Source organism: Paraglaciecola sp., from assembly GCF_039943935.1.
Taxonomy (GTDB): Bacteria; Pseudomonadota; Gammaproteobacteria; order Enterobacterales; family Alteromonadaceae; genus Paraglaciecola.
This window is the reverse complement of record NZ_JBDUZQ010000004.1, coordinates 40931-61443: the sequence shown is the minus strand read 5'-3', so window position 1 is coordinate 61443 and position 20513 is coordinate 40931. Positions and strand designations below refer to the sequence as shown.

At 39.2% G+C, this 20513-nt stretch carries 20 protein-coding genes; 3 read left to right on the top strand and 17 right to left on the bottom strand.

The genetic code is table 11. The annotated features are described in order from the left end of the window. Positions 1–132: 132 nt before the first annotated feature. Complete coding sequence (locus tag ABJD71_RS02220; protein WP_348163877.1) at positions 133–1332, top strand: diguanylate cyclase; 1200 nt, start codon at positions 133–135, stop codon at positions 1330–1332. A gap of 59 nt (positions 1333–1391) precedes the next feature. Here the strand turns inward: ABJD71_RS02220 and nadA are convergent, their stop codons facing one another. The 3 genes from nadA to nlpI form a co-directional block, all read right to left on the bottom strand. Further along, positions 1392–2450 carry a quinolinate synthase NadA gene (gene nadA, locus ABJD71_RS02215; RefSeq protein WP_348163874.1) on the bottom strand — a complete coding sequence of 353 codons (1059 nt, stop codon included), beginning with the start codon at positions 2448–2450 and terminating at the stop codon, positions 1392–1394. Between the two features lie 100 nt (positions 2451–2550). Further along, positions 2551–3588 (bottom strand): hypothetical protein, encoded by a 1038-nt coding sequence (locus tag ABJD71_RS02210; RefSeq protein ID WP_348163871.1) that lies wholly within the window; start codon positions 3586–3588, stop codon positions 2551–2553. A gap of 3 nt (positions 3589–3591) precedes the next feature. Further along, entirely contained in the window at positions 3592–4503 is a 912-nt protein-coding gene (gene nlpI / locus ABJD71_RS02205) for a lipoprotein NlpI (protein WP_348163868.1), read from the bottom strand. 233 nt (positions 4504–4736) lie between these two features. Between nlpI and ABJD71_RS02200 the strand changes: the two genes are divergently transcribed. Continuing rightward, complete coding sequence (locus tag ABJD71_RS02200; RefSeq protein WP_348163865.1) at positions 4737–5150, top strand: cytidine deaminase; 414 nt, start codon at positions 4737–4739, stop codon at positions 5148–5150. Between the two features lie 15 nt (positions 5151–5165). Here ABJD71_RS02200 and ABJD71_RS02195 read toward each other — a convergent pair whose 3' ends face one another. Then, complete coding sequence (locus ABJD71_RS02195; protein ID WP_348163862.1) at positions 5166–5753, bottom strand: TetR/AcrR family transcriptional regulator; 588 nt, start codon at positions 5751–5753, stop codon at positions 5166–5168. Between the two features lie 158 nt (positions 5754–5911). Between ABJD71_RS02195 and ABJD71_RS02190 the strand changes: the two genes are divergently transcribed. Next, complete coding sequence (locus ABJD71_RS02190) at positions 5912–6466, top strand: carboxymuconolactone decarboxylase family protein (protein WP_348163859.1); 555 nt, start codon at positions 5912–5914, stop codon at positions 6464–6466. A 110-nt stretch (positions 6467–6576) separates the two neighbouring features. Here the strand turns inward: ABJD71_RS02190 and ABJD71_RS02185 are convergent, their stop codons facing one another. The 13 genes from ABJD71_RS02185 to ABJD71_RS02125 all read right to left on the bottom strand — a co-directional run bounded on the left by ABJD71_RS02185 (position 6577) and on the right by ABJD71_RS02125 (position 20486). Further along, the gene (locus ABJD71_RS02185) at positions 6577–10266 is read right to left on the bottom strand and encodes an Ig-like domain-containing protein (protein WP_348163856.1); all 3690 of its coding nucleotides are present in this window, start codon (positions 10264–10266) and stop codon (positions 6577–6579) included. A gap of 29 nt (positions 10267–10295) precedes the next feature. Next, positions 10296–10970 carry a hypothetical protein gene (locus ABJD71_RS02180; RefSeq protein WP_348163853.1) on the bottom strand — a complete coding sequence of 225 codons (675 nt, stop codon included), beginning with the start codon at positions 10968–10970 and terminating at the stop codon, positions 10296–10298. 499 nt (positions 10971–11469) lie between these two features. Continuing rightward, positions 11470–11886: a hypothetical protein gene (locus tag ABJD71_RS02175; protein ID WP_348163850.1), complete on the bottom strand. Its 417-nt coding sequence runs from the start codon at positions 11884–11886 to the stop codon at positions 11470–11472. A gap of 204 nt (positions 11887–12090) precedes the next feature. Then, entirely contained in the window at positions 12091–12423 is a 333-nt protein-coding gene (locus ABJD71_RS02170; RefSeq protein WP_348163847.1) for a DUF1244 domain-containing protein, read from the bottom strand. A gap of 21 nt (positions 12424–12444) precedes the next feature. Continuing rightward, a complete protein-coding gene (locus ABJD71_RS02165) occupies positions 12445–13029 on the bottom strand; it encodes a glutathione S-transferase family protein (RefSeq protein WP_348163844.1) in 585 nt (194 codons plus the stop codon). 58 nt (positions 13030–13087) lie between these two features. After that, positions 13088–15805 (bottom strand): M14 metallopeptidase family protein, encoded by a 2718-nt coding sequence (locus ABJD71_RS02160; RefSeq protein WP_348163841.1) that lies wholly within the window; start codon positions 15803–15805, stop codon positions 13088–13090. A 230-nt stretch (positions 15806–16035) separates the two neighbouring features. Continuing rightward, on the bottom strand, positions 16036–16371 hold the full coding sequence (locus tag ABJD71_RS02155) for a cupin domain-containing protein (protein WP_348163838.1): 336 nt from the start codon (positions 16369–16371) through the stop codon (positions 16036–16038). Positions 16372–16448: 77 nt separating this feature from the next. Then, entirely contained in the window at positions 16449–16967 is a 519-nt protein-coding gene (locus ABJD71_RS02150; RefSeq protein WP_348163835.1) for a hypothetical protein, read from the bottom strand. Positions 16968–17196: 229 nt separating this feature from the next. Beyond that, positions 17197–17580 (bottom strand): hypothetical protein, encoded by a 384-nt coding sequence (locus ABJD71_RS02145; protein WP_348163832.1) that lies wholly within the window; start codon positions 17578–17580, stop codon positions 17197–17199. 116 nt (positions 17581–17696) lie between these two features. Continuing rightward, complete coding sequence (locus tag ABJD71_RS02140) at positions 17697–19016, bottom strand: nitrate- and nitrite sensing domain-containing protein (RefSeq protein WP_348163829.1); 1320 nt, start codon at positions 19014–19016, stop codon at positions 17697–17699. 166 nt (positions 19017–19182) lie between these two features. Continuing rightward, complete coding sequence (locus ABJD71_RS02135) at positions 19183–19719, bottom strand: hypothetical protein (protein ID WP_348163826.1); 537 nt, start codon at positions 19717–19719, stop codon at positions 19183–19185. A 175-nt stretch (positions 19720–19894) separates the two neighbouring features. After that, a complete protein-coding gene (locus ABJD71_RS02130) occupies positions 19895–20182 on the bottom strand; it encodes a type II toxin-antitoxin system MqsA family antitoxin (RefSeq protein ID WP_348163823.1) in 288 nt (95 codons plus the stop codon). After that, the gene (locus ABJD71_RS02125; RefSeq protein ID WP_348163820.1) at positions 20175–20486 is read right to left on the bottom strand and encodes a type II toxin-antitoxin system RelE/ParE family toxin; all 312 of its coding nucleotides are present in this window, start codon (positions 20484–20486) and stop codon (positions 20175–20177) included. The genes ABJD71_RS02130 and ABJD71_RS02125 overlap by 8 nt, the downstream gene beginning before the upstream one ends. Positions 20487–20513 lie beyond the last annotated feature (27 nt).

Genomic DNA, 20513 nt, shown 5'->3' with positions numbered 1-20513 from the left:
CTTTTTCTGTTCGTTGCTGTTAATACCTTGTTACTTTATAATAGGTATTCGATTATTTTTAAGGTTATAGCGCTAAGTTGTTATAGAGCTAGTAAATATTGCCGTTTACTTCATCCTTAAGATTAGATTTCCATGACGTATAAAAATAAGAACCCTCTTAAAAATATGGATTCAGTTTTAAGTAAAAAAAAATTATTAAACCCAGCTAGAACAATGACATTGACGTACATTGTTTCTCTTACGTTTATTGCTGGGTTGTCGCTATTTGTTCACTTCACCCTTGACGAAATCATTTCAGAGCAAAGCCATTCAGCTAAAGTTATTAATATTAGTGGCCAGCAGCGTATGCTGTCACAACGTGTCACTTTATTTACGACTGAATATATAAACCAGGGCAACGAATATGCAAAAAATGAGGCGTTGGCGGCATTAAATAAAATGCAAAATAATCACAAAATGTTACTTAAAGAACATTTCTTAGCTGTTGAATCAAATACCCCATCTCCTTTATCAGATGATATGTACGCTTTGTATTTTCTTGCACCTCATCAAATCGATAAAAATATCGCCGAATTAAAAACACTTATTACTCAAATTTTAAGTAAACAATCTACCGACATTTCGTTTTTACCACGACTCAAAAATCAAATGCTACATAGTTTCGATACTGTGGTGAAACAGTACGAACAAGAAAGCATAAATAAAATCAATGAGTTAAGACATACCCAACAGTTGATTCTCGTTGTAATCATTTTAACGGTGTTAATAGAGGGGCTGTTTATTTTAGGGCCGCTACTATTAAAGTCAGATAGCTATTCTAAAGGGCTATTAAAGGCCGCGCATTTTGACTATTTAACAGAGTTACATAACAGACGTTCATTTAGCGTGATTGCGAAGCAAGCCGTGGCAACCAGCCAGCGCTACCAGTCATCTTTGTCGGTGGTAAGTATTGATATTGACCACTTCAAGTCAATTAATGATCAATTTGGGCATGATGCTGGTGATCAGGTTATTAGGAGTGTGGCTGACTCTATCTCAAATAATATTCGCTCTTCAGATTTTGCTTTTCGCTTTGGCGGCGAAGAGTTTTTAATATTACTTCCTCAAACAAATATTTTAGATGCGCAAAAATTAGCGAAAAAGGTACATCGAAATATCACCAATACCCCAGTTAATCTAGAAACACGTGACGTTGATATCACAATAAGTGCCGGAGTAGCTGAGTTAAACATTGGAGAAAGCGACCTAGAAGCCACATTAAAAAGAGCCGATGAGGCCCTTTACAAAGCTAAAAATAACGGTCGTAATCAAGTTGTGTTACACAACGAATAACAACCATTTATAGCCATTATATCTATATCGAAAACATCTACGCTCTGTTGTAACACAAATTAAGCATTACCTTTTATTTTGATTTTTAACTCTGCCGAAAAATCTAACATTCTATTTAATGGTATGAGTGCTTTATGTCGTAATGTGTCATCAACAAATATTTCGTGACCACTAACCTCAGTTAAAGACTGATGTATAGCTTGTAAGCCGTTCATGGCCATCCACGGGCAATGGGCACAGCTTTTACAGGTTGCACCATTTCCGCCAGTTGGGGCTTCTAACAGGGTTTTTCCGGGCGCAGCATGCTGCATTTTATAAAAAATACCACGGTCAGTAGCCACTATAAATTTCTTGTGTGGCAAGCTTTTAGCCGCATTTATTAATTGAGTAGTCGAGCCTACCGCATCAGCCATATCAACGACGCTTGCAGGTGACTCTGGGTGTACTAGCACAGCTGCATCGGGATGCAGATTTTGCATATTTTTTAAGGCTTTAGCTGAGAACTCGTCATGTACGATACACTCACCTTGCCACAACAACATATCAGCACCGGTTTCTTTGGCAATGTATGCGCCTAGGTGCCTATCGGGGCCCCAGATGATTTTTTCACCTAAGCTATCTAGGTGCTCAACAATTTCAAGGGCAATACTAGAGGTAACCACCCAATCTGCTCGGGCTTTAACGGCCGCAGAGGTATTGGCATAAACCACCACTGTGTGGTCGGGGTGAGCATCACAAAAGGCAGAAAACTGCTCAGCTGGGCAACCTAAATCTAAAGAGCAAGTTGCATCTAATGTGGGCATTAATACAGTTTTTTCTGGACTAAGAATTTTGGCGGTTTCACCCATAAAGCGAACACCAGCAACGATTAAGGTGTCGGCATCACAGTCACGGCCAAATCGCGCCATTTCAAGAGAGTCTGAAATACAGCCACCGGTTTCTTCAGCAAGGGCTTGGATTTCTGGGTCAGTGTAATAATGGGCAACCAGTACCGCATTTTTTTGCTTCAACAGCGTTTTAATTTCCTGCACATAATGCTGTTGCTGAGAAACATTTAGAGGAGCTGGTTTAGCTGGAAAAGGATAGTCGATTGGTTCGACGGAAAATACCTGAGACATAGTTGTAAATGAAGGCTACTGAAGAATTCAAAATGTCCGAGTATTATACCTATATGCTACGTAAATGACATATATCAAGCAGATCCAATCAATAGCTAAATCAAATACCCTTTAGATATTGCTGATATTGCGCTCTCCAATACTGACTATCGGCATGATTACCTGCCTCTTCGTATAATTGTGCAAAATTCAAATGAGCAGATGGATGCTGTGGAGCAGCAGTTAGTAGTGCGCTCCAAGCTCTTAGATACTGGGGAGGAATATAGGCTGTGTCGTGGTATTCCATAAAGGTTAGTTTGTTAGATGCCTTATAGGCTTGAGCCGTATGGTTGTCGCAGGTTCGGGCTAAAACCTTGGCTGTTAACGTAGATTTTGCACCTACTTGTTTAAACACTAGGTTCGGGGCATCAACACCCGCGCACACCCGCTCAGCCAATGCTGCACTAAGAGGATATTCGTCGATAAACCCGGAAAAATGTGCAAGTTCGTGGACAAATACATCGTAAGTGTCTTGTTTGTCTAAAAACATAATTCCATTATGTACGTTGGCTTTTCCCCCATCAGCCAACATCACTAAATGTGTAAAATCAATATCTTTAAGGTGCTTAGCCAATGGCAATAAATCACACCCTAAACGCCCCCTGCCAAGCCAATCTCTTTGACATAACACAGTGTCTGGATCAAAAAACGTGAGTCGATGTGCACAAATAGGTAAGTTGCGAAGTCGTTTGTCTTCTAAAAGACGTTGTTTAAATTGATTAGCTTGAGGCAGCGATTGTAACTCACCGGTCACAAATAATAATTTTTGCTTACAACTAGAGGGGTATGCGCCTTGTTGGTCCCGTTCCCATTTAGAGTTTTGTCCTTTTGCTAAGTAATCGTCAATGTAGGGCTGGTATAAACTAACTAGCGGTTGGTCAACTGGGTTAATCGTTTTCAGCGTTTGATAAGCCGCTAAGTATGCTTGATTACCCCATAACGCTAGCGCGTTATCAAGGGCAGCTTTACTGGCGTTTTTAGAGACATATAAAGGCTCGGGAGACATCTCTTTTTGAAGAGGGGAAGAATGAAAAACCAAACAATAAAGAGGGAGCAATGCCAGAAATAAAGCAAGCCCCCCTTTAACACTTGCGATCATCGCTTATTGTATTTGTGTTTGTTCAGGCTCAGAATTACTATCATTCTCACGTAATAAACTTAGCTCTAAGCGCGCGTATCTATGCTCTACATATTCAAATACGTTAGTGCTTAATGCTAATTTAAAGTAATTAGAAGCAATGCCTTTATGACTCCGCGCAGCGTGGTATTTTCCTAAATAAAAATAAGCCTCACATAATCGGTTTGTTAACTGTTGTTGGCTTTCAACTCCACCTATTAAAACGCTAAGCAGTTGATTTTCTGTAATTTTACCAAGATACAAATCAACAATTTGTGTTGCCCAATTTTTCTCATTAAGATTTTTCCGTAACTCTGTCAACTCGGCAAACGCTTGGGCACTGTCTACTTCATTGGCGGCTAAATAACTCCAAAGAACTCTGTAAGGGTCAGTTGAATCTTTATTATAAAATTTACCAAAATCTTCAACCGCCAAATCGGGACGGCCCCCATAATACAGGGCAATACCACGGTTTAAAAAAGCGAACTCCATTTCTGGATTAATATCTATCGAAGCATCAAACGCTTCGTAAGCTTGAATAAAGTCCATTTGTTGAGTGTAATGCACGCCTATAGAATTATAAGCTTCTGCTAAATCGGGTTTGATACGTAAAGCTTGATTGAAGTCATACTGGGCTAAACCAGATAAACCAACACTGTCGTACAACACGCCTCTTTGATGTAACAACTGCGCTCTTTGTTCGTTTTCTATTTCGGTACTGCCTAAAATATGGCTGTAGCGCGCAATGGCAAGTTGTGAGCGTTGATTCATGGGTGCGGGTTCTGCTAGCAATAAATTGCCCATCTGCCCGGAGCTATCAACAGTTGTCGAAGAAGTATTTGCACAACTAACGCACAAAATGCTGAAAAAGGATAAAACGGCTAATCGGATATGCATAATGATTGGGTGATTTTGACCTGAAAAAATTTAGTAATTCGACCGATGAAGCTAACAGTAGTTTCACTAAGTCCAATTTAATTAGTAAACAAAACGAATAATTTAAGAGTCTCTTATTTAATGATAAAAGTAAAGTTTCCGCTTACGTATGATAATTAAAGTGTAAAGGGACTTGATCCCAACCTAAAAAATGTCGCACACTTAGCGGCCGACAATTATGAGAAATCAGTTTAATGTCAGCTGAAAACAAACAACAAAAAGCATTATTTGACCTTGCAACCAAAGCGCAATCTAACGCGTATACACCTTACTCAAACTTTAAAGTAGGTGCAGCAATAATAGATGACAAAAATCAACATCACGCTTGTTGCAATGTAGAAAACGCCTCTTACCCATTAGGGCAGTGCGCTGAAGCAGGAGCCATATCTTCTATGGTGGTATCTGGTAGCCAAAGCATCAGCGAAATTTTAATTCTTAGCCCAAACAATGATTACTGCCCACCTTGTGGTGGTTGTCGTCAAAAAATTGCAGAATTTGCCAACGAACATACTCTTGTTCATTTAGCTAAGCAAAACGGTGAAGTAAAAACAGTGAATTTTGCTGAGTTATTGCCATTGGCATTTGGATTCGAAAAACCTGAATCCTAATTGCCAATTAAGTGACTAAAAAGGATGATGTTTAAAAACATCATCTACCATTGTTTCTAACTCTTCTTGATTATCACACGCTTTGGCATAAGTGCGTAATCCCATTGTTTGAACCTGAATATGACGGGCTAACGTGGCAACATTTTTAGTGGAATCTAATTCACCTAAGTCTTGAGCCTCTTGTAATAGCGTCACAAACTCAGCCTCAACTTTTGCAAGCAAACGCTTGGCTTCTTTGAGAAGTTCAGGGGTATCTTGTGTCAGTTCACCCATAGTTTTTGCTAACATACACATTCTATTAGGTGCTTTGTTAGCATAATCTAATACCACATTTCTCATGAACACGTTTAGAGCAACTAAGGGTGAAGATGAGTGTACACGACACCGTCTGAGTTCCTCGATCCCCATTTCTGTATAACGATTTAATGCTTCTTTGAATAACCCTTCTTTGCTGCCAAAAGTAGCGTAAATACTACCCGGACGCATATCAATCACATCTTGCAGGTTACGCATTGAAGTGCCATTAAAGCCTTTTTCCCAATATAACCGGGTGGCATTATCAACGACTTCTGCACGATCAAACTTAGCGTTTTTTCTCATCATCCACTCTCACATATAACACTTTGGTTCAATATAATTTGAACGACCGTTCAATTTTATCTTGAACAATCGTTCAAGTACAGATATATTATGTTCAACTTAAGTGGCGAACAAAGACTCGCTTTTCATTATTAAATTGTTTTTAAAATAGGACTCTTCTCATGAACGACATCAAACTACATACAATTGAATCTGCCCCAGAAAAAAGTAAGCCAATGCTTGAAAAGTCGGTTACAGATTTTGGCATGTTGCCAAACTTACATGCCGCTATGGCAGAATCACCACAATTGTTAGAAAGCTACAAAACAGTCCATACTTTATTCGCAGAAACACCTTTTAATGCCGAAGAACTAACCGTTGTGTGGCAAGCCATTAATGTTGAACATGGTTGCCATTATTGTGTGCCAGCCCATACTGGTATCGCTCACATGATGAAAGTTAACCCTGAACTGACAGAAGCGCTTCGTAATCAAGAACCAATGCCAACTGAAAAACTGCAGGTACTACACGACACTACTTTGTTAGTTGTACGTAACCGTGGAGTGTTATCAGAACAAGAAGTTAAAGTGTTTTATGAAGCGGGTTACACTTCAGAAAGCCTACTTAATATTGTTTTAGGCCTTGCTCAAAAGGTAATGAGTAACTATACAAATCACCTAGCAGAAACGCCTGTTGATGACGCATTTGCACAATTTGCATGGGAAAAGAAAGCTTAAGGTTATTTTCTACCACATAAAAAATGCCTGCTTACTAAGCAGGCATTAATCAATGTAAAAGCCGTAAATACAACATATTTACGGTTAACTTAACTAGTTAGCAACAAAATTTAGCTATTTTTCAATTTTCGTACTGCGACCATAAAACATAAAGGTAAAAGCCAAAATATTGAACCACCCCCACCTCCTGATTTGGCAGGATCATCTACCCCAGTAATTGTAACTGTAACGGTTGCTACCTCGGTAAGCTCCCCATCACTCACAATATAAGTAAATGTATCAGTACCTGTACTACCAAAATCCAGGCTATCAAATAAACCATTAGGATCGTAGTGCACCGTACCATTTGCATTGAGCGTTACTTCTCCTGATGTTGCAGTCGAATCAATACTAGTGACCGTTAATACATCTAAGTCGGCATCAGTGTCATTCGCAATCACATCGAAGTCTACTGTTGTATTTTCAGCTACGCTAACCGAATCGGCAATTGCAATAGGAGCCTGATTTAAACCATTTACAGAGATAGTTACCGTACCAGTGGTTTCCGCTAGCAGCTCATCAGCAATAACATAAGTTAACAGCTCTTGAGATGATTCACCTTCAGACAAATGGTTAAATTGACCATTAGGATCATATAAATAGCTACCATCACCATTATCAGTAAGCACACCAGCAAGCTGGGAAGACTCGATACTAACGAATGTTATTGTGTGCCCATCTACGTCACTATCATTTAATAGCGGAGTAAATGACACAATGGCATCTTCTGCCACATCAAAATTGTCTGCAACTGCATCAGGATGGCTGTTAGCAATAACTAATACAGAAATTTCTCCTTTTGAAAATCCCCCATTGCCATCAGATACTATATAACTCATCACTTCAGTTAACGATTCACCAGGAACTAATCCTGCGTAGGCAGTTTCAGCATTAAATGTAACGGTGCCATCCGTGTTTAATGTGAGTTCACCTAAGGCTCCAGCACTATCAAGGCTATCAATCGATATAATATCACCATCGCTATCTATATCATTAGCCAAAGGAGCCAAGGTTACAGAAAACCCTGCAAACAAGGTTTCTGAATCTGCAGCAACCTGTGGTGGGGAGTTAGGTGGCACATCTGTATTTAATTGCGCACCTAAACTAATCTCATATCCACCTTGAACAGCTGCAGAGTCTTCATGTTCAATGGTTAAGTAAATAGTTGAAGTTAGCAAAGAAGCGTCTATTTCTTTGTATAAATATCCGGTGTCTGATATTGAATCTGCTAACGTAGCACCACTAACGATTGGTGTTACACCATCAGAAGCAAGCACAGTTAGTTTAGGCATCATACCTAAGCTTAACCTTGTAACCCTTACAAAAATGGACTGAGTTGTATCGACACCATCGGCTTCAAAAAAGTCTATATCACCTGCCGAGTTAATTTGACTATCAAATCCGGTGTTATCTGGCGTAAATTGATTTGCATAAGAAATAGAATCATCGCCATCGCTAAATGGTACATTGCTTACCACCAAAGAGGCTTTAGATACACGGTAAAAGTTTTCTTGAATAGCAGGAAGTACAGGTGCAGTTGGTTGAGAGCCATCCACTGTGGGTGTTAACAAACCTACATCTGAAAATTTCGCATTTAAGTTGCTATTATCTACAAATACTGATACTTGATACAACCCATTAGTTTGGTAACCTATAATGGCTGAATAAATACCATCATTAGCAGTTCCGTCCCCATTTGTTCCATCGTCTGTCATGTGAAACTGGGTTTCCACACTGTTCGGGTCAACAATTAAAGCGCTAACGTTCACACCAGTTACATTTCTATCTTTGGTTATAGCAGTAGTTAAAATCATTAATTCAGGATAAGAAATTGAATTTCCATCAACACCTTCAACGGTAACATTAAAGGTTCCATTATCAGAAGGTTCTCCAGATGCATTAAATGAAACGTCTAGCTCGTATACTGCCGTATTTTCCACATTTACCCTCCACGCCCCCGGATCAGAAGTGGTTATTTGCGTTTCGTCAATATTTGCAGAACATGACACACCGCCAGACAAGCTAATACAATCTACCTCAACTGTTAATAAGTCATCCGCAGCATCATAAATGCCGAAAGAAATATCATCTACATTACCATTATGGCTGAAGAACAAACTTAAGTTAGCAATGCCCGAGTCTACTTCTAAATCAAAATCTGCCGATGAAGAAGCCAAAATACTGCTAGATGTATCAGCTAAGTTTTGACTATCAGTCGCCAAAGCATTAGCCTGCAAAAATGCATCCGTAATTTCTGATAATGTAGTAGGTGAAGAGAAATATTTTCCACCCGTTCCATTCGCGAGTTCCAATAATGGACCAGTTGGTGAAGCGCCACCATATCCAAAAGAAAAGATAGGGATATTCGCACTCTGGTAGTTTTGAATAACATTCGCTTGTGAATAATATGAACTATTATCATCACCATCAGCTAAAACAAACACAACTCCGGGCGCACCAGAATTAGCTTGAGACTGATATGTCACTAAATTATCTAGCGCTAATTGTGCTCCATCAAATAAGGCGGTAGACCCGCCCGAGTATATTGTATCGATGGTTTGTTTTATACCTTCCTTAATTGTTGTGCCGGGAGACGGTATAACTTGCAAAGCACTTGTTTGCGATGGAGAGTTAGCAAACGATACTACACCTAAGCTTGTTGTACCTTCAGCTGTTGCATCAACCAGTAATTTTGCTGCTTGAGTGGCATTTGCTATAGGCGTTCCACCCATACTACCAGAGCGATCTATAACAATTTGCATGTCAATATCACCATCAACCCAAACAATATCTAGCTGACTTCTACAATCAAAGTTTGCATCTGCTAATTCTTCTTTTACCCAATTATCAGCAGCCGTTGGGCTCCCATTACCTAATGCTAAATACCTTGTTCTGTCAGGTTGAGCGGTAGCTTGTCCAGATTTAGGATCATCTTTAGGGTCTTGAACTAAAATTTCCCATCCACTTTTACCATATACTCTACCTTGCGCAGTTCTGGCAGCATCCCCTAAATTATTACTAGTAGAGTGGTTTAACCATTGGTTTCCGCTTGTAGATGCAAGCCATTGGTTTGACATGATTGAGGGAACAGTCTCAACATCTGTATTTTGCGGAGTGCTTGCAGAAGCAGTCGAGTCTGCCGAGCCACTATATTCATCAAATAACCCATATACATAGTGCCCCCACTCGTGACCTAATGTGTACCCAGCTCCTTTGGTATCTGCCAGCATGTCCTTGTCACTGGTGCCATTTCCACCAGGAAAAATATCGCCGAAATATATGTGCATACCATTAGCACCAAATCCAGCGAGATGGGCTCTAGGCCACTCACTATTGTTCCAAATAATATCAGCTTTAGCTTGGTGCTTTTTATTCTTAAATAGGCTAACTTTCTGCAATTTATGAATGCCATTACTTTGCTCACAAACAGCGTCAGCAAAATGCCCGATAATTTCTTCATGAATTTCTTGTGGATCACCATTGGTCGTGAGTGCATCATCATCTCCTGCAGGAGAGTTATACAAAGACACCGTGATATCAAACAAAACTTGGTCAGAATTTTCAATTGCCTTAGCATCTATCAAATTAGTAGAATAGTAAGACTTAGGCTGCTTTTGATTTTCTAGTACCGTACTTTTTGACAGCCAACTATTTCCTGCTAAAACATTACTCGGTAATAAAGAACAACCTATGAGCACCGCTAAGGTTTTAACACGGTTTTTACCTGAAAATAAGCCACCGTCTTTCATGCAAGATTTCATACTATTTCCTCCTTGTTATGGTGTATGAATTAAAAATCGTACCAATAAAATGCGTACGCGTTGCTTTCTAACCTAACAATTAAAACATCACCTTTAATGTTGTTAATTTCTGCAAGGCTAGGTAAATCTGAGATATGAAAAAATTTATAGGGGAAACGAGTTAACGTTTGTTGCACCTCAATGGTTTGCAAACTGTTTAAATAAATATCACTCTTGGCTTCACCCAAATAGGGCACTGCTCTTATATATTTTCCTTTTTTAGCATTTTTCCCCGAATCTAAAGTGGTACTTACTTGTTCATTGTTTGTGAGCCAAAGAGCCTGAAGGTTTTGACCATTTTCACAATCTTTACGTAAAATCACTTCGTTTTTAGTTAACGCTACATACGTCGCATTATATTTATAAAAATCGTAAGATATTTGAGCGTTTTCACCCCGCCCAGTACACAGTAACTGCAAACTGGGGAAGTCAAAATCTGTTGAAATTTTATTTTTCTTAAACTCAGATATTTTACCTAGAGAATCAAACTGAACATAAGTTAAATGATTGTCATTAGAAACCATATACGAGTTAACAACATATTGATTATTAAATGTTAGCGGACCAGAAAAATACACCAGAATTGCGGGGGCGTTTCGATAACTGCTCTCATCACGACAAGCGACCAAAAATAAAAGTAATAGAACAGTCTTTGTATTACGCATAGTACTAGCCACATATCCTTGTGCTGGTATTAAAAAATTGACTACATTTTCATTATTAATAGAATTAAATTTAGGACTTAAACAGCGTGTTAAACTTCAAATCCTGTGTCTGTTACGAAACAAATGCAGAGGGATAAATTAGAGTAGATCTAAGGTCTTGTCCACCATAAAATTTTTATAAAATAGAAATAATAAAATTTTCTTTATATTTCAAGATGATAATTTATATTTTCGCCTTACCTCAATTTTAATAGAGTACACCTTGTTGAGTAAACGAAAATAAGGATAAAAAATTTTTACTTATTAACGTTGCTTTTAGGATTTGGCTAGCATGATTGAAAGCGCTTTTTATACCCCCTTTAATTTGTTATGTGTGCTGGCGCTTCAACATTCTTAACAAGTTACGCTTTGCAGCGTTTTATTCTAGTAAACCTTATTCGGCCCAAGGTCGCACTCGATTGTAAGAAGTTTTAACGCTTGCTGCGCTGTCTATGTATTGTCAGCAATTGCGGCAACTACCAATTGAGCCAAAAGGCACATTAAAGTGAGGAATTTCAATTACATTAGACATACCTGTTATCTTCATTAAAGCAGTTTCATCTATACTTTTTAGTTTTCCTCCTAGCACTCGACAATGAGTAAAAGCAGCATATTTTAAGCTGGGTAATTTAGTATCAATCCCATAAGTAAGCTTGCCTACCACTATTTTATCTTGGTTATGGCAGGCTAGGTCTCTGCCAATGTATTTATACTCTGCTTTGGATTTAAGCACTACGTTTTCTGAGACAGCTTGATTGGCGGCAAGACCTGCTAGCTCACCATAACCTAAGATCTGTTGGTTATTTTGATTAGTAACGAAATGCTTGTCTGCCCTACATTCGTTTTCTGCCCCCCCACACTTTAGCCGTGGCAGCAATTAACATTAACTTTGCAGCGGCGCCAACTTCACACATGGGTACGTTCATGGTACGAATACTCGCAGTTCCACCTGTTGACTTAAAAAAATAAGACGAGATACAGAGAATTTTGTTACCGAAGTAAAATAAATCCCGTTTCTAAAAACGGGATATTATGTGTGCAGGTTTAGTCACCTGAATGATTAAACCTGCTTATATCAAGGTTACTGACAACCTGATGTTGATGGCTCAGTCGCTAATTTTTTAGCTTCTTGTCTAGCTTCAAATCCCGCTAACTGCTCTGCTGATGCTGGCAATTGATATTTATCTTTCCACTCACTAAATGGCATACCGTATACCTCTTCACGGGCTTGGTTGTAATCCATGTCTGCCCCTCGCTCATTAGCAGCGGCCATATACCATTTAGCCAAACAGTTACGGCAAAAATCAGCCAAAATCATCAGGTCGATATTTTGCACGTCTTTGTTTGCATCTAAATGCTTAAGTAAATGCCTAAAAGCCGCAGCTTCGGCTTGTGTTTTTTGGTCTTGGTTCATCTTTTGCCTATAGTATAAAGATTAGCGAGGGTCTGTTGCGGTAACTTCAATTCGTTGAGAGTTATCATCATGAAACTCTAACAAATTGGTTAACCCTTGCATATTATGTAGTTCTCTAAATTCTATCCAATCTATAAGGCAATATAAACACACAGCAGGATAATTCCAACTAGAAAACTGACCACTACCAGCTAACGTATTTAACTGCACTAAAACTGCATTCACTCGCTCTTTTTGAAGTTTAAAGAACAACTTGTCTTCATCTGGTTGAATATCTGAATTAGACAAAATAAACATCTGCACCAAAGAGTCGTTGGCCGAGTCAATCAAGGTTAGTTGGTTTTCTTGGTCCCAGCTCAATGCAGGGTCTGCAAACTTATCTGTTAGGTAACGGTAAATCACTCTAGAGTCATAAATCACCTGCGACTTGCCATCAAAAGTATCCTCTAACATAGGGATTTTCATGGTGGGGTTTTTGGCAATCAATTGCTCTCTGTCTTCTTCTGCAAATACTTGTAAATTTACGAACTCGTGTTCAGTATTCGCTAACCAAATACGTAAACGACGTACAAAGGGTGACGTAGTAGAACCAAAAAGTTTTAACATTCATTTATCCTTAGTGCTTTGCTATAAATTCATTAATAAAAGACTAACAAGTCCATTGCTACCTAAGTGGTTGAGCATGAGCTGCTGCCCTGAAAATACTGTTTGCTAACATTATATTTAAGCCATCTAAATACGCGCGAGTGGTTGGCTCTTGAGTATAGCCAATCACCATACCATTACCTTGAGGCTGTACAATCAAAAAAGGCTTATAGGCAAGCTGCTTGGTATTTTCTTCCCATAAATAACCACTAGCCAACAGTGAATCTTCACCAGCAAACCATGCTAAATTTTTGCCAGAGGTAAGGGTGATTGGGGTATAAATATTACGACCCGACACCATAGCGACCACATTAGGGTTGACCCCAGCCGTAAGCCAATGTTCCTGATCTACTTCTATATTTGCTAAAACCCCAGCCACATAGTCAGGCTGTTGCTTAGCGTCAACACTTGCGTCTAACAGAGCTTGTTTGTCTGTTAGCAGTTGCCCTTTAACTTGATTAGATGTGGTAGTTTTAGATTCTTCTTTATCCGTCACCGCAAGCTCACGCTTCACATCTAACAAACTAGCATTAGCAGAAGCAGCAAATGCAGTGGCATCACCAAAGGTAATTAATACACCGCCATTACTTACCCACTGTTTGATATTATCTAACGCAGCCTTTGAAAAGGCTTGACCGTATCGACCAGATGGCAGAATTAACACTTGGTAATGGGCTAAGTTTCCCGAGCCTAGTTTATCGGTGCGAATAGCTGTTACTGGATAATTTAGCTGCTGCTCGATAACAAATCGCGAGTTACCGGCACTTAACGAAGAAACCGGCTCATCCCAAGCCATAGCAATATTAAGAGCAGGCATATCTACTACATCGCCACTACCAAAGCTTGGTCCATTTATCACCCAACTGCTATCAACGCCCGTTACTACCGCGCCGGTGTCGGCCGCTATTTGTTGTACTTTAGTAGCTAAGTCTTCACCGTTACGGCGCGTTTCAACTATCAAACTACCAGCTGGAAATGCTTGTTTACTGTCTAAAACAAAGGTTTTGTCTGCACTTTTAACAATCAAACCTTGCTGTAATGCCTGTGTTAAAAAGTGCACAGAGGCCATATCACCCCACGGTACTAAGTAGGCCACCTTTGCATCTAGGTTAGTAACACTGCCTACTAGTTTAGTAGTAGCATTTAACTGAATGGTTTTCGCCGATACAGCTTTACCACAGGTGTCTGTATCTACATTAAACATTAGCGGTAACGACCATGCAGTAACATCGTAAATTTCGTCTCGCAACAACCTAGCTCGGCGTCTTTCTTGCTCTTTTATAAAAGCTTTCGACATGTCAACTTGCTGGGTGAAGGTTGTTTTAACAAAGCGCCCTCTGGGTTGAGCCGTATCGATAATATACGTACCAGCTTGGTAATTCTCACCACAGGCTTTAAAGGGTTCTGTAGCCTTTTGTACTTCAACGCCGTGCTGCGCCATCAAGGTAGCAAGTTTGTGTGTAGTGGCGCGGTCTTTACCAGTGGGCAAAATGAAAGTACGTTCTTTTTTGTCAGACTTACCACTTTTAATAGCATCTACCTGAAACTGATAGAAATCTCTCAGTAATTTAGCACGATTGTCTGCCACCGCTTCAGCAGTAGAAATAGACGCAACAAAGTGCTTATGCACTGTGTCTTTAAAGGTTAATACCTCACCATTATCTTTTAAGAAAACTTCACCCCGTGAAGAACCTACTTCGTAGGTTGATGCAGCCGCACCATAAAAAGTTGGCCAGCTATCTCCATAGCCCGGATAAAACGCGTCGTAGACTTCTCGGGTAAAGTAATCAAAACCAAACTTGTCGAAGTGCTTACCATTATTACGGCCCACTAAAGTGATATTTTCTATTTGTTTAGGGTGAATATGGGGGTTAAATGGTTGGGCCGAAGGTGCAAAGAAATAACTAGAGTCACCGCCCATTTCGTGCAAGTCAATTACCACTAATGGGCGATATTTATTAAGAGCTTTAACCTTACCTTGGGTTTCAGGCTGGGTTAGAGCTAACCAATCTCGATTCATATCAAACAAGTAATGGTTGGTGCGGCCTCTTGGCCAAGGTTCGTTGTGCTCAGCTGACAAACGGTCTGGACTATGGCTGATACCTACACTTGCATAATAACGCTGCGTAAATCGTGTTCTTCCATCTGGATTTTGCAATGGGTCAATAAACACAATATTGTTATCTAAAATCTTTCTATTGGTTGGCTCATTTGGCGCAGCGAGTAAATGATAGGCCGTCATCATAGCTGCATCAGTTGTGCTTATTTCGTTGCCATGCACACCATATTGCAACCAAACAGAACTAGGCAAAGTGTTTTGTAATTGTTTAGCTTGGGTTTTATCGGTAATCCTGGGATCAGACAGGTTTTGCATGTCACTAGAAAAACCTTCTAAATCTTTAATTAATTCAGGCTGACCTATGGCCGCATAAATTAGTTTGCGGCCTTCCCATGAGCGGCCATATTCAAATAAGCGTATTCTGTCTGGTGCTGCACGCTCTAATGCCTCAAAAAATCTTAGCATGTCACCATGATTGGTGATCCGCTCTCCTACTTCATACCCTAAAACCTGCTGGTGTGTGGGAATATCAGTTCTATACTGTGCCCCTGGCCATAGATCGTATTCGGCTTGGGCCATAAAGCTGACTAAACCAGCAGAAACTAAAAAGCCTAGAAAAAGGCAGTGACGATAAAAACGAGTAGTACCATGAAACACAGCTAAAGAACTAAAGCTCATCGAGGGAGGTTCCTAAGAAATTACAGTTAGAACAAGAATCCTCATAATAAAGTGAATGTAATAGCAACTGCAATTACTGTGAGCTGAAACACAAAATAAAACTGCCAAGCTAAAGAGTTAACGTTAACTAATTGCTAAATAGCTAGCCTAAGGATAAACACTTCGCTATTCATGAAAGGTAAAAAGGGCCACTTTTAAAGAGCATGCCTCAAAAAATGCAAAGCCAAGTGTTAGGTCTCTACCCCAAAGTACAAGACCACCAAATCTGTTGCCCCAGTATTGTTTAATTCATGTATATCAAGGGGCTCAATGGTAATGCACATGCCCGCCTCTAAGGGGATATCGTCACCATTAACGGTAATCGTCCCCGTGCCGGATTCTATAAAAAACACCTCAGTCATATCACTGTGGCTATGGGCATTAGCCAATTCACCCGGAGGGAACACAGCTTTAGAAAAATAGGTGATATGAGGTATATCACCATTAGCCACTAACACTTTCTTTTTAATCTTAGCGTTATGGGAAACATCAGACTCTTGTAAGTTTTTTAGTGAAGTAATTTTCAAAGCTAGCCTCTCATGTTGATTGCAATATCACCGCCTTTTGAGTGTGACAACCATACCCAGATCGTTATGCGCCAAAATTAGGAACCAAAAATCACGACTATTACAGTCACTAGCGCCCCAACCCCTGCTATTTTCAAGCCATTTTTATAGATGGGCAACTTAGGTAAAAACATCAAAAAAGCAGAAATCACAAAAAACAACAACCCTAAGCCAAAACTAATATTAAGCCAAAATAAAGGGCTATTGTGAGTCGCTTTATGTAGCTTTACCATTTTCGACAGTACAATAGGATATTCTTTACGGGTCACTGTCGCCGTGCCACTGGATTTTTCGTATTCCCCCACGTTAAGGGTAATGATTGAATCTGTCTCAGATACTACTTTGCTCCCCTTGGTGCGGAGTGCTAAAAGCAGCTCTTTACTATTAAGGCCTGGTTCTAACTGCTTAACTTGAACTTGATCATATTTTAAAATGTCAGTAGGACGGAAAATCAGAAGAATGCCGCTAACAGCGTAAACGCCCATAATACCCGCCAAAAAAAAGCCAAGCCAACGATGATACTTACGAAACGAGAGGTGTAATTTTGATGATGCCATTAGTTCAATTTTCTATATTTTAAAATTGCCCCACTTTATAAACGAGAATGAGTTCTATTTAAACTATAAATACTAATAACTTGGTAAAATAATGATATTTAACATTATATTGGCCACTACTTACCATTCAAAAGCAGTAAATTAAGATAAGTAGACTTTAAGACTAAGCCAACCAAAAACAGCAAGCTTTTAAATGCCATAAGAACAATAACGTCTAAAACTTCGCTTGCTATATTTCAAATGTCTCGCATACGACACTTTTACCACTAGAGTAGATTACTTTGTCGTCGCTAACTAAAAATATAACACGTTTACCGAATTCAAAATTCTTCACAAAACCGCACTCGCCGCTCAAGGTAATATTATTATTTAAATTAAAGTCATATCGATACTTCCCCTCTTTTTGGAAGATTGAATAATGAAGCTCTTTATCTTCTCCATCATTTAGTGACCAAAATTTCAAATCAGAATTTGGGGTTGTGATTTTAGCATCTACAATTCGTATGTTTGAGCTGTTCAAAACGGTTACTTGAGGCACAAAATTTATGCCTATGACATACAATGGAATAATCAAAAAAAGTAAGCTCAGTTTTTTACTTGAATAACCCTTCATGCAAAAATCCTTTTAAATTTAACGTTTTGCTAAGCGGCAATAAAATTATTGGCTAAAATAGCGAGAAACAAGCAAAAGCCAACCGCTATTTTTTCATTCTTATTATGGCAGTCTACCTAACTTTCAAGAGACTTCAAACTTTTATGCAAAGCAGCTGCGGTTTTAATAATTGTTTCAGAAATAGCCATTAAACTAGTTTGCTCGTCCATAGCTCGCCTTTGTATTACTCTGTGGGCTTCGGCTTCATCAAAATTCATTTCTTGCATGATGAGTAATTTAGCTCGATCGATCTTTTTATGATCAACAAATGCTTGCTTTGCTGTATCTAGCTCCAGCTCCATCCGTTTAATATGATCAGATTGCTCTTTAATCAGGTCGTAAAACGCTCGGTTACCCGTTAACTGATCGGTTTGATTGTTTGTCTTTATATAAGATTGTTGAAGGGTATTTTTTGCATCTTCATTTGGTGTTACTTGGGTAGACAACCAATAATCCATATCCGAAAGTTTGTTTGCAGCAGTATTCACTCGTTTTCTATGGTTGAGCAAATCATCTTCTACCTTGGCCACTCGGCTTTTAGTTTGATTGAGCAGCCCTTCGCTTAACTGTTCTTCGACTGTATGCATTTTATCTATGCGTGCCGTAGTTAATTCATACCAGACTTCGCTTATTTCAGCCGCTATTGGAGAGCCATTAGCTAATTGCTGGATCATGGTTCGCATCTGTGACAATGGCTCAACTGAATCAGCGCTTTCTAGGCTTTGCCACTGTTGGCTGTCGCTCTCAAGTGCGAACTCAAAGAAAGTTTTAAAACTATTTTGTTGGCTTATCTCTAGTTGTTTAATTCGTTCACAAAGCCTTTTATCAAATGTACTTTGAGAAAACCCCACTACCCCCCATGCTCGTTCTTGCCCAGCAAACTCTTTGCCCTGTATAAAATTAAATAAAGCGACTAATTGCTGAGTAATTTTAGGATCACTAGCCACATCAGACGCTTCAAAGACCACAGCCAATAAGGCTGAAATGACTCGACAATATGCTCGGGTTGATTGGGCAGCTGTCAAACGTTGGTTTTCTATTTTTCGTCTTAAGCTTGGCACATGATCTATATCTTGTAAGGCTAGTGCAATTAAGTTGAATAAGCGCATGTTACTGGCACTATCACTGGTTTGTAAGTATTTGGCTTTAAGTTGACTTCGAAGCATTTCTTCTGTGTTTATGCTTGCTTCTATTTGTTTACGCCTGTGTTCGCAAAATCGCGTTGACTTACTGATTAAAAAGATATTAGAAATACCCCGCTCACGCTGCAATTGGTGAATCAGCTCACAAACGAACGTTATAACTTGGCAATTTGATGCAAGTTGGTGCAGTGCTTCTATTTCTGATCGTTTAGTGGCAAGTAAAAACTGCTTGGTAGTGTCACTATACTTGTTCATAGACAATCCGAATTTATTACAAGATGATGATTAATTAAAATGCTAAATCGTTTCTGATACAATAAATAATGCAATTTTTATGCTTGTTTTATTCATCTAGGTAACCTGCTTGAGTCGTTGAGCGGCATCACCTTTATCATGGTTGGTTTGTTAGTACTAAATGCACCTAGATTCTGCATAACTTAGGTACTTTCATATATGGGTTGTCCTTTGTCGTATTTTCAAGATTTTGCATCAATTCCCCAACAACCAAATGAGATTGCCAAATAGTTTGCCATAGGGCAACTTTGGCTCCTTGCTCTGAGACCAAATGTTCAAGTGATCTTAGTTTTTCTCTCTCTTTTACTTGACCATGAAAAAAATAAGCGTTGAACCAAATGTCGATAACTTGCTCAGGTGGAAAAGATGTACGACTTTGGATAAATGCAAATTTCAGCAGAAATTCTTTATAAAATGCTTTTTTAAGATGATAGCGATGATACAAAGTAAATAAATCTGAATTACTAGCTATTGACAACGATTTTGCAATTTTGAAGAAGTACGCAGTTTCTTTTGTCAAATAGACATGTCTATACTTTGAATAGAAAGTCGTTAACAATGATTCATCAGGTAACGTACCTGAAATAATAGGTCGATCTGGGTCTGAACGGTCGACTGAATATTCGAATACGCCCCATTTCGTATTTCTCGCAAAGTTACACAAGTCTGAGGCTCGAAATTTGAATTCTTCTATATCCTCAAACAATGACTCATTCCGCTAGTTTGATAGTTTTACTAGTTCGAATTCCATTTTCATACCAAGTGTTAACACCTCAACAAGCGACGATCGCGCTCTTTGCGAACGTCCGTCTTCATTGATTTGTTATTCGCCACTACGCTTATATCAGCTCGTTAAAAACTTCAGGATGTTGCTCGGCTATCCTTAGTAATGCAACTGCTGGCCCTTGAGGATTTCTTCGTCCCTGTTCCCAATCCTGTAAGGTTCTTGTGCTTACACCGAGTAAACCTGCAAACATAACCTGAGACATTTTCAATTTAGAGCGAATAACTTGTGGCGCTGATGGCTCACTTAATTCGTTATTTCGTAGAGAAACCTTTCCCTTTTTATATTCCTTAATCTCATTTATACCTGCAAGAATTTCGGCACCTATATCTCTATTACTCATTCTCGATTGCCTCAGCTATTTGTTTCAACACATGACCTGCGATAGTAGCTCGCTCCGATTTACTGTACATAGTGAGCATCCATATCTCATGTTCAGCCTTCTTCCAATAATAAATAGCGCGCACACCACCACTTTTGCCTTTTCCCGAAGAAGCCCACCTTACCTTTCTGACACCACCAGAGCCTTTTACAATATCGCCGGCGTCTGGTTTTTGAAGAAGGTAAGATTGCAATCCACGATATTCATCATCTGATAAATAATCTGGTAGCAGTTTTGTGAAGAAGCTTGTTTCTATAAAGACCATGGCCTAATAATACGGCAGTGCCGTACC

Bases quoted from the DNA above. Each gene is read 5' to 3' on its own strand.
- ABJD71_RS02220 (WP_348163877.1), top strand. From the start codon at position 133: ATGACGTATAAAAATAAGAACCCTCTTAAAAATATGGATTCAGTTTTA.
- nadA (WP_348163874.1), bottom strand. From the start codon at position 2,450: ATGTCTCAGGTATTTTCCGTCGAACCAATCGACTATCCTTTTCCAGCT.
- ABJD71_RS02210 (WP_348163871.1), bottom strand. From the start codon at position 3,588: ATGATCGCAAGTGTTAAAGGGGGGCTTGCTTTATTTCTGGCATTGCTC.
- nlpI (WP_348163868.1), bottom strand. From the start codon at position 4,503: ATGCATATCCGATTAGCCGTTTTATCCTTTTTCAGCATTTTGTGCGTT.
- ABJD71_RS02200 (WP_348163865.1), top strand. From the start codon at position 4,737: ATGTCAGCTGAAAACAAACAACAAAAAGCATTATTTGACCTTGCAACC.
- ABJD71_RS02195 (WP_348163862.1), bottom strand. From the start codon at position 5,753: ATGATGAGAAAAAACGCTAAGTTTGATCGTGCAGAAGTCGTTGATAAT.
- ABJD71_RS02190 (WP_348163859.1), top strand. From the start codon at position 5,912: ATGAACGACATCAAACTACATACAATTGAATCTGCCCCAGAAAAAAGT.
- ABJD71_RS02185 (WP_348163856.1), bottom strand. From the start codon at position 10,266: ATGAAATCTTGCATGAAAGACGGTGGCTTATTTTCAGGTAAAAACCGT.
- ABJD71_RS02180 (WP_348163853.1), bottom strand. From the start codon at position 10,970: ATGCGTAATACAAAGACTGTTCTATTACTTTTATTTTTGGTCGCTTGT.
- ABJD71_RS02170 (WP_348163847.1), bottom strand. From the start codon at position 12,423: ATGAACCAAGACCAAAAAACACAAGCCGAAGCTGCGGCTTTTAGGCAT.
- ABJD71_RS02165 (WP_348163844.1), bottom strand. From the start codon at position 13,029: ATGTTAAAACTTTTTGGTTCTACTACGTCACCCTTTGTACGTCGTTTA.
- ABJD71_RS02160 (WP_348163841.1), bottom strand. From the start codon at position 15,805: ATGAGCTTTAGTTCTTTAGCTGTGTTTCATGGTACTACTCGTTTTTAT.
- ABJD71_RS02150 (WP_348163835.1), bottom strand. From the start codon at position 16,967: ATGGCATCATCAAAATTACACCTCTCGTTTCGTAAGTATCATCGTTGG.
- ABJD71_RS02145 (WP_348163832.1), bottom strand. From the start codon at position 17,580: ATGAAGGGTTATTCAAGTAAAAAACTGAGCTTACTTTTTTTGATTATT.
- ABJD71_RS02140 (WP_348163829.1), bottom strand. From the start codon at position 19,016: ATGAACAAGTATAGTGACACTACCAAGCAGTTTTTACTTGCCACTAAA.
- ABJD71_RS02130 (WP_348163823.1), bottom strand. From the start codon at position 20,182: ATGAGTAATAGAGATATAGGTGCCGAAATTCTTGCAGGTATAAATGAG.
- ABJD71_RS02125 (WP_348163820.1), bottom strand. From the start codon at position 20,486: ATGGTCTTTATAGAAACAAGCTTCTTCACAAAACTGCTACCAGATTAT.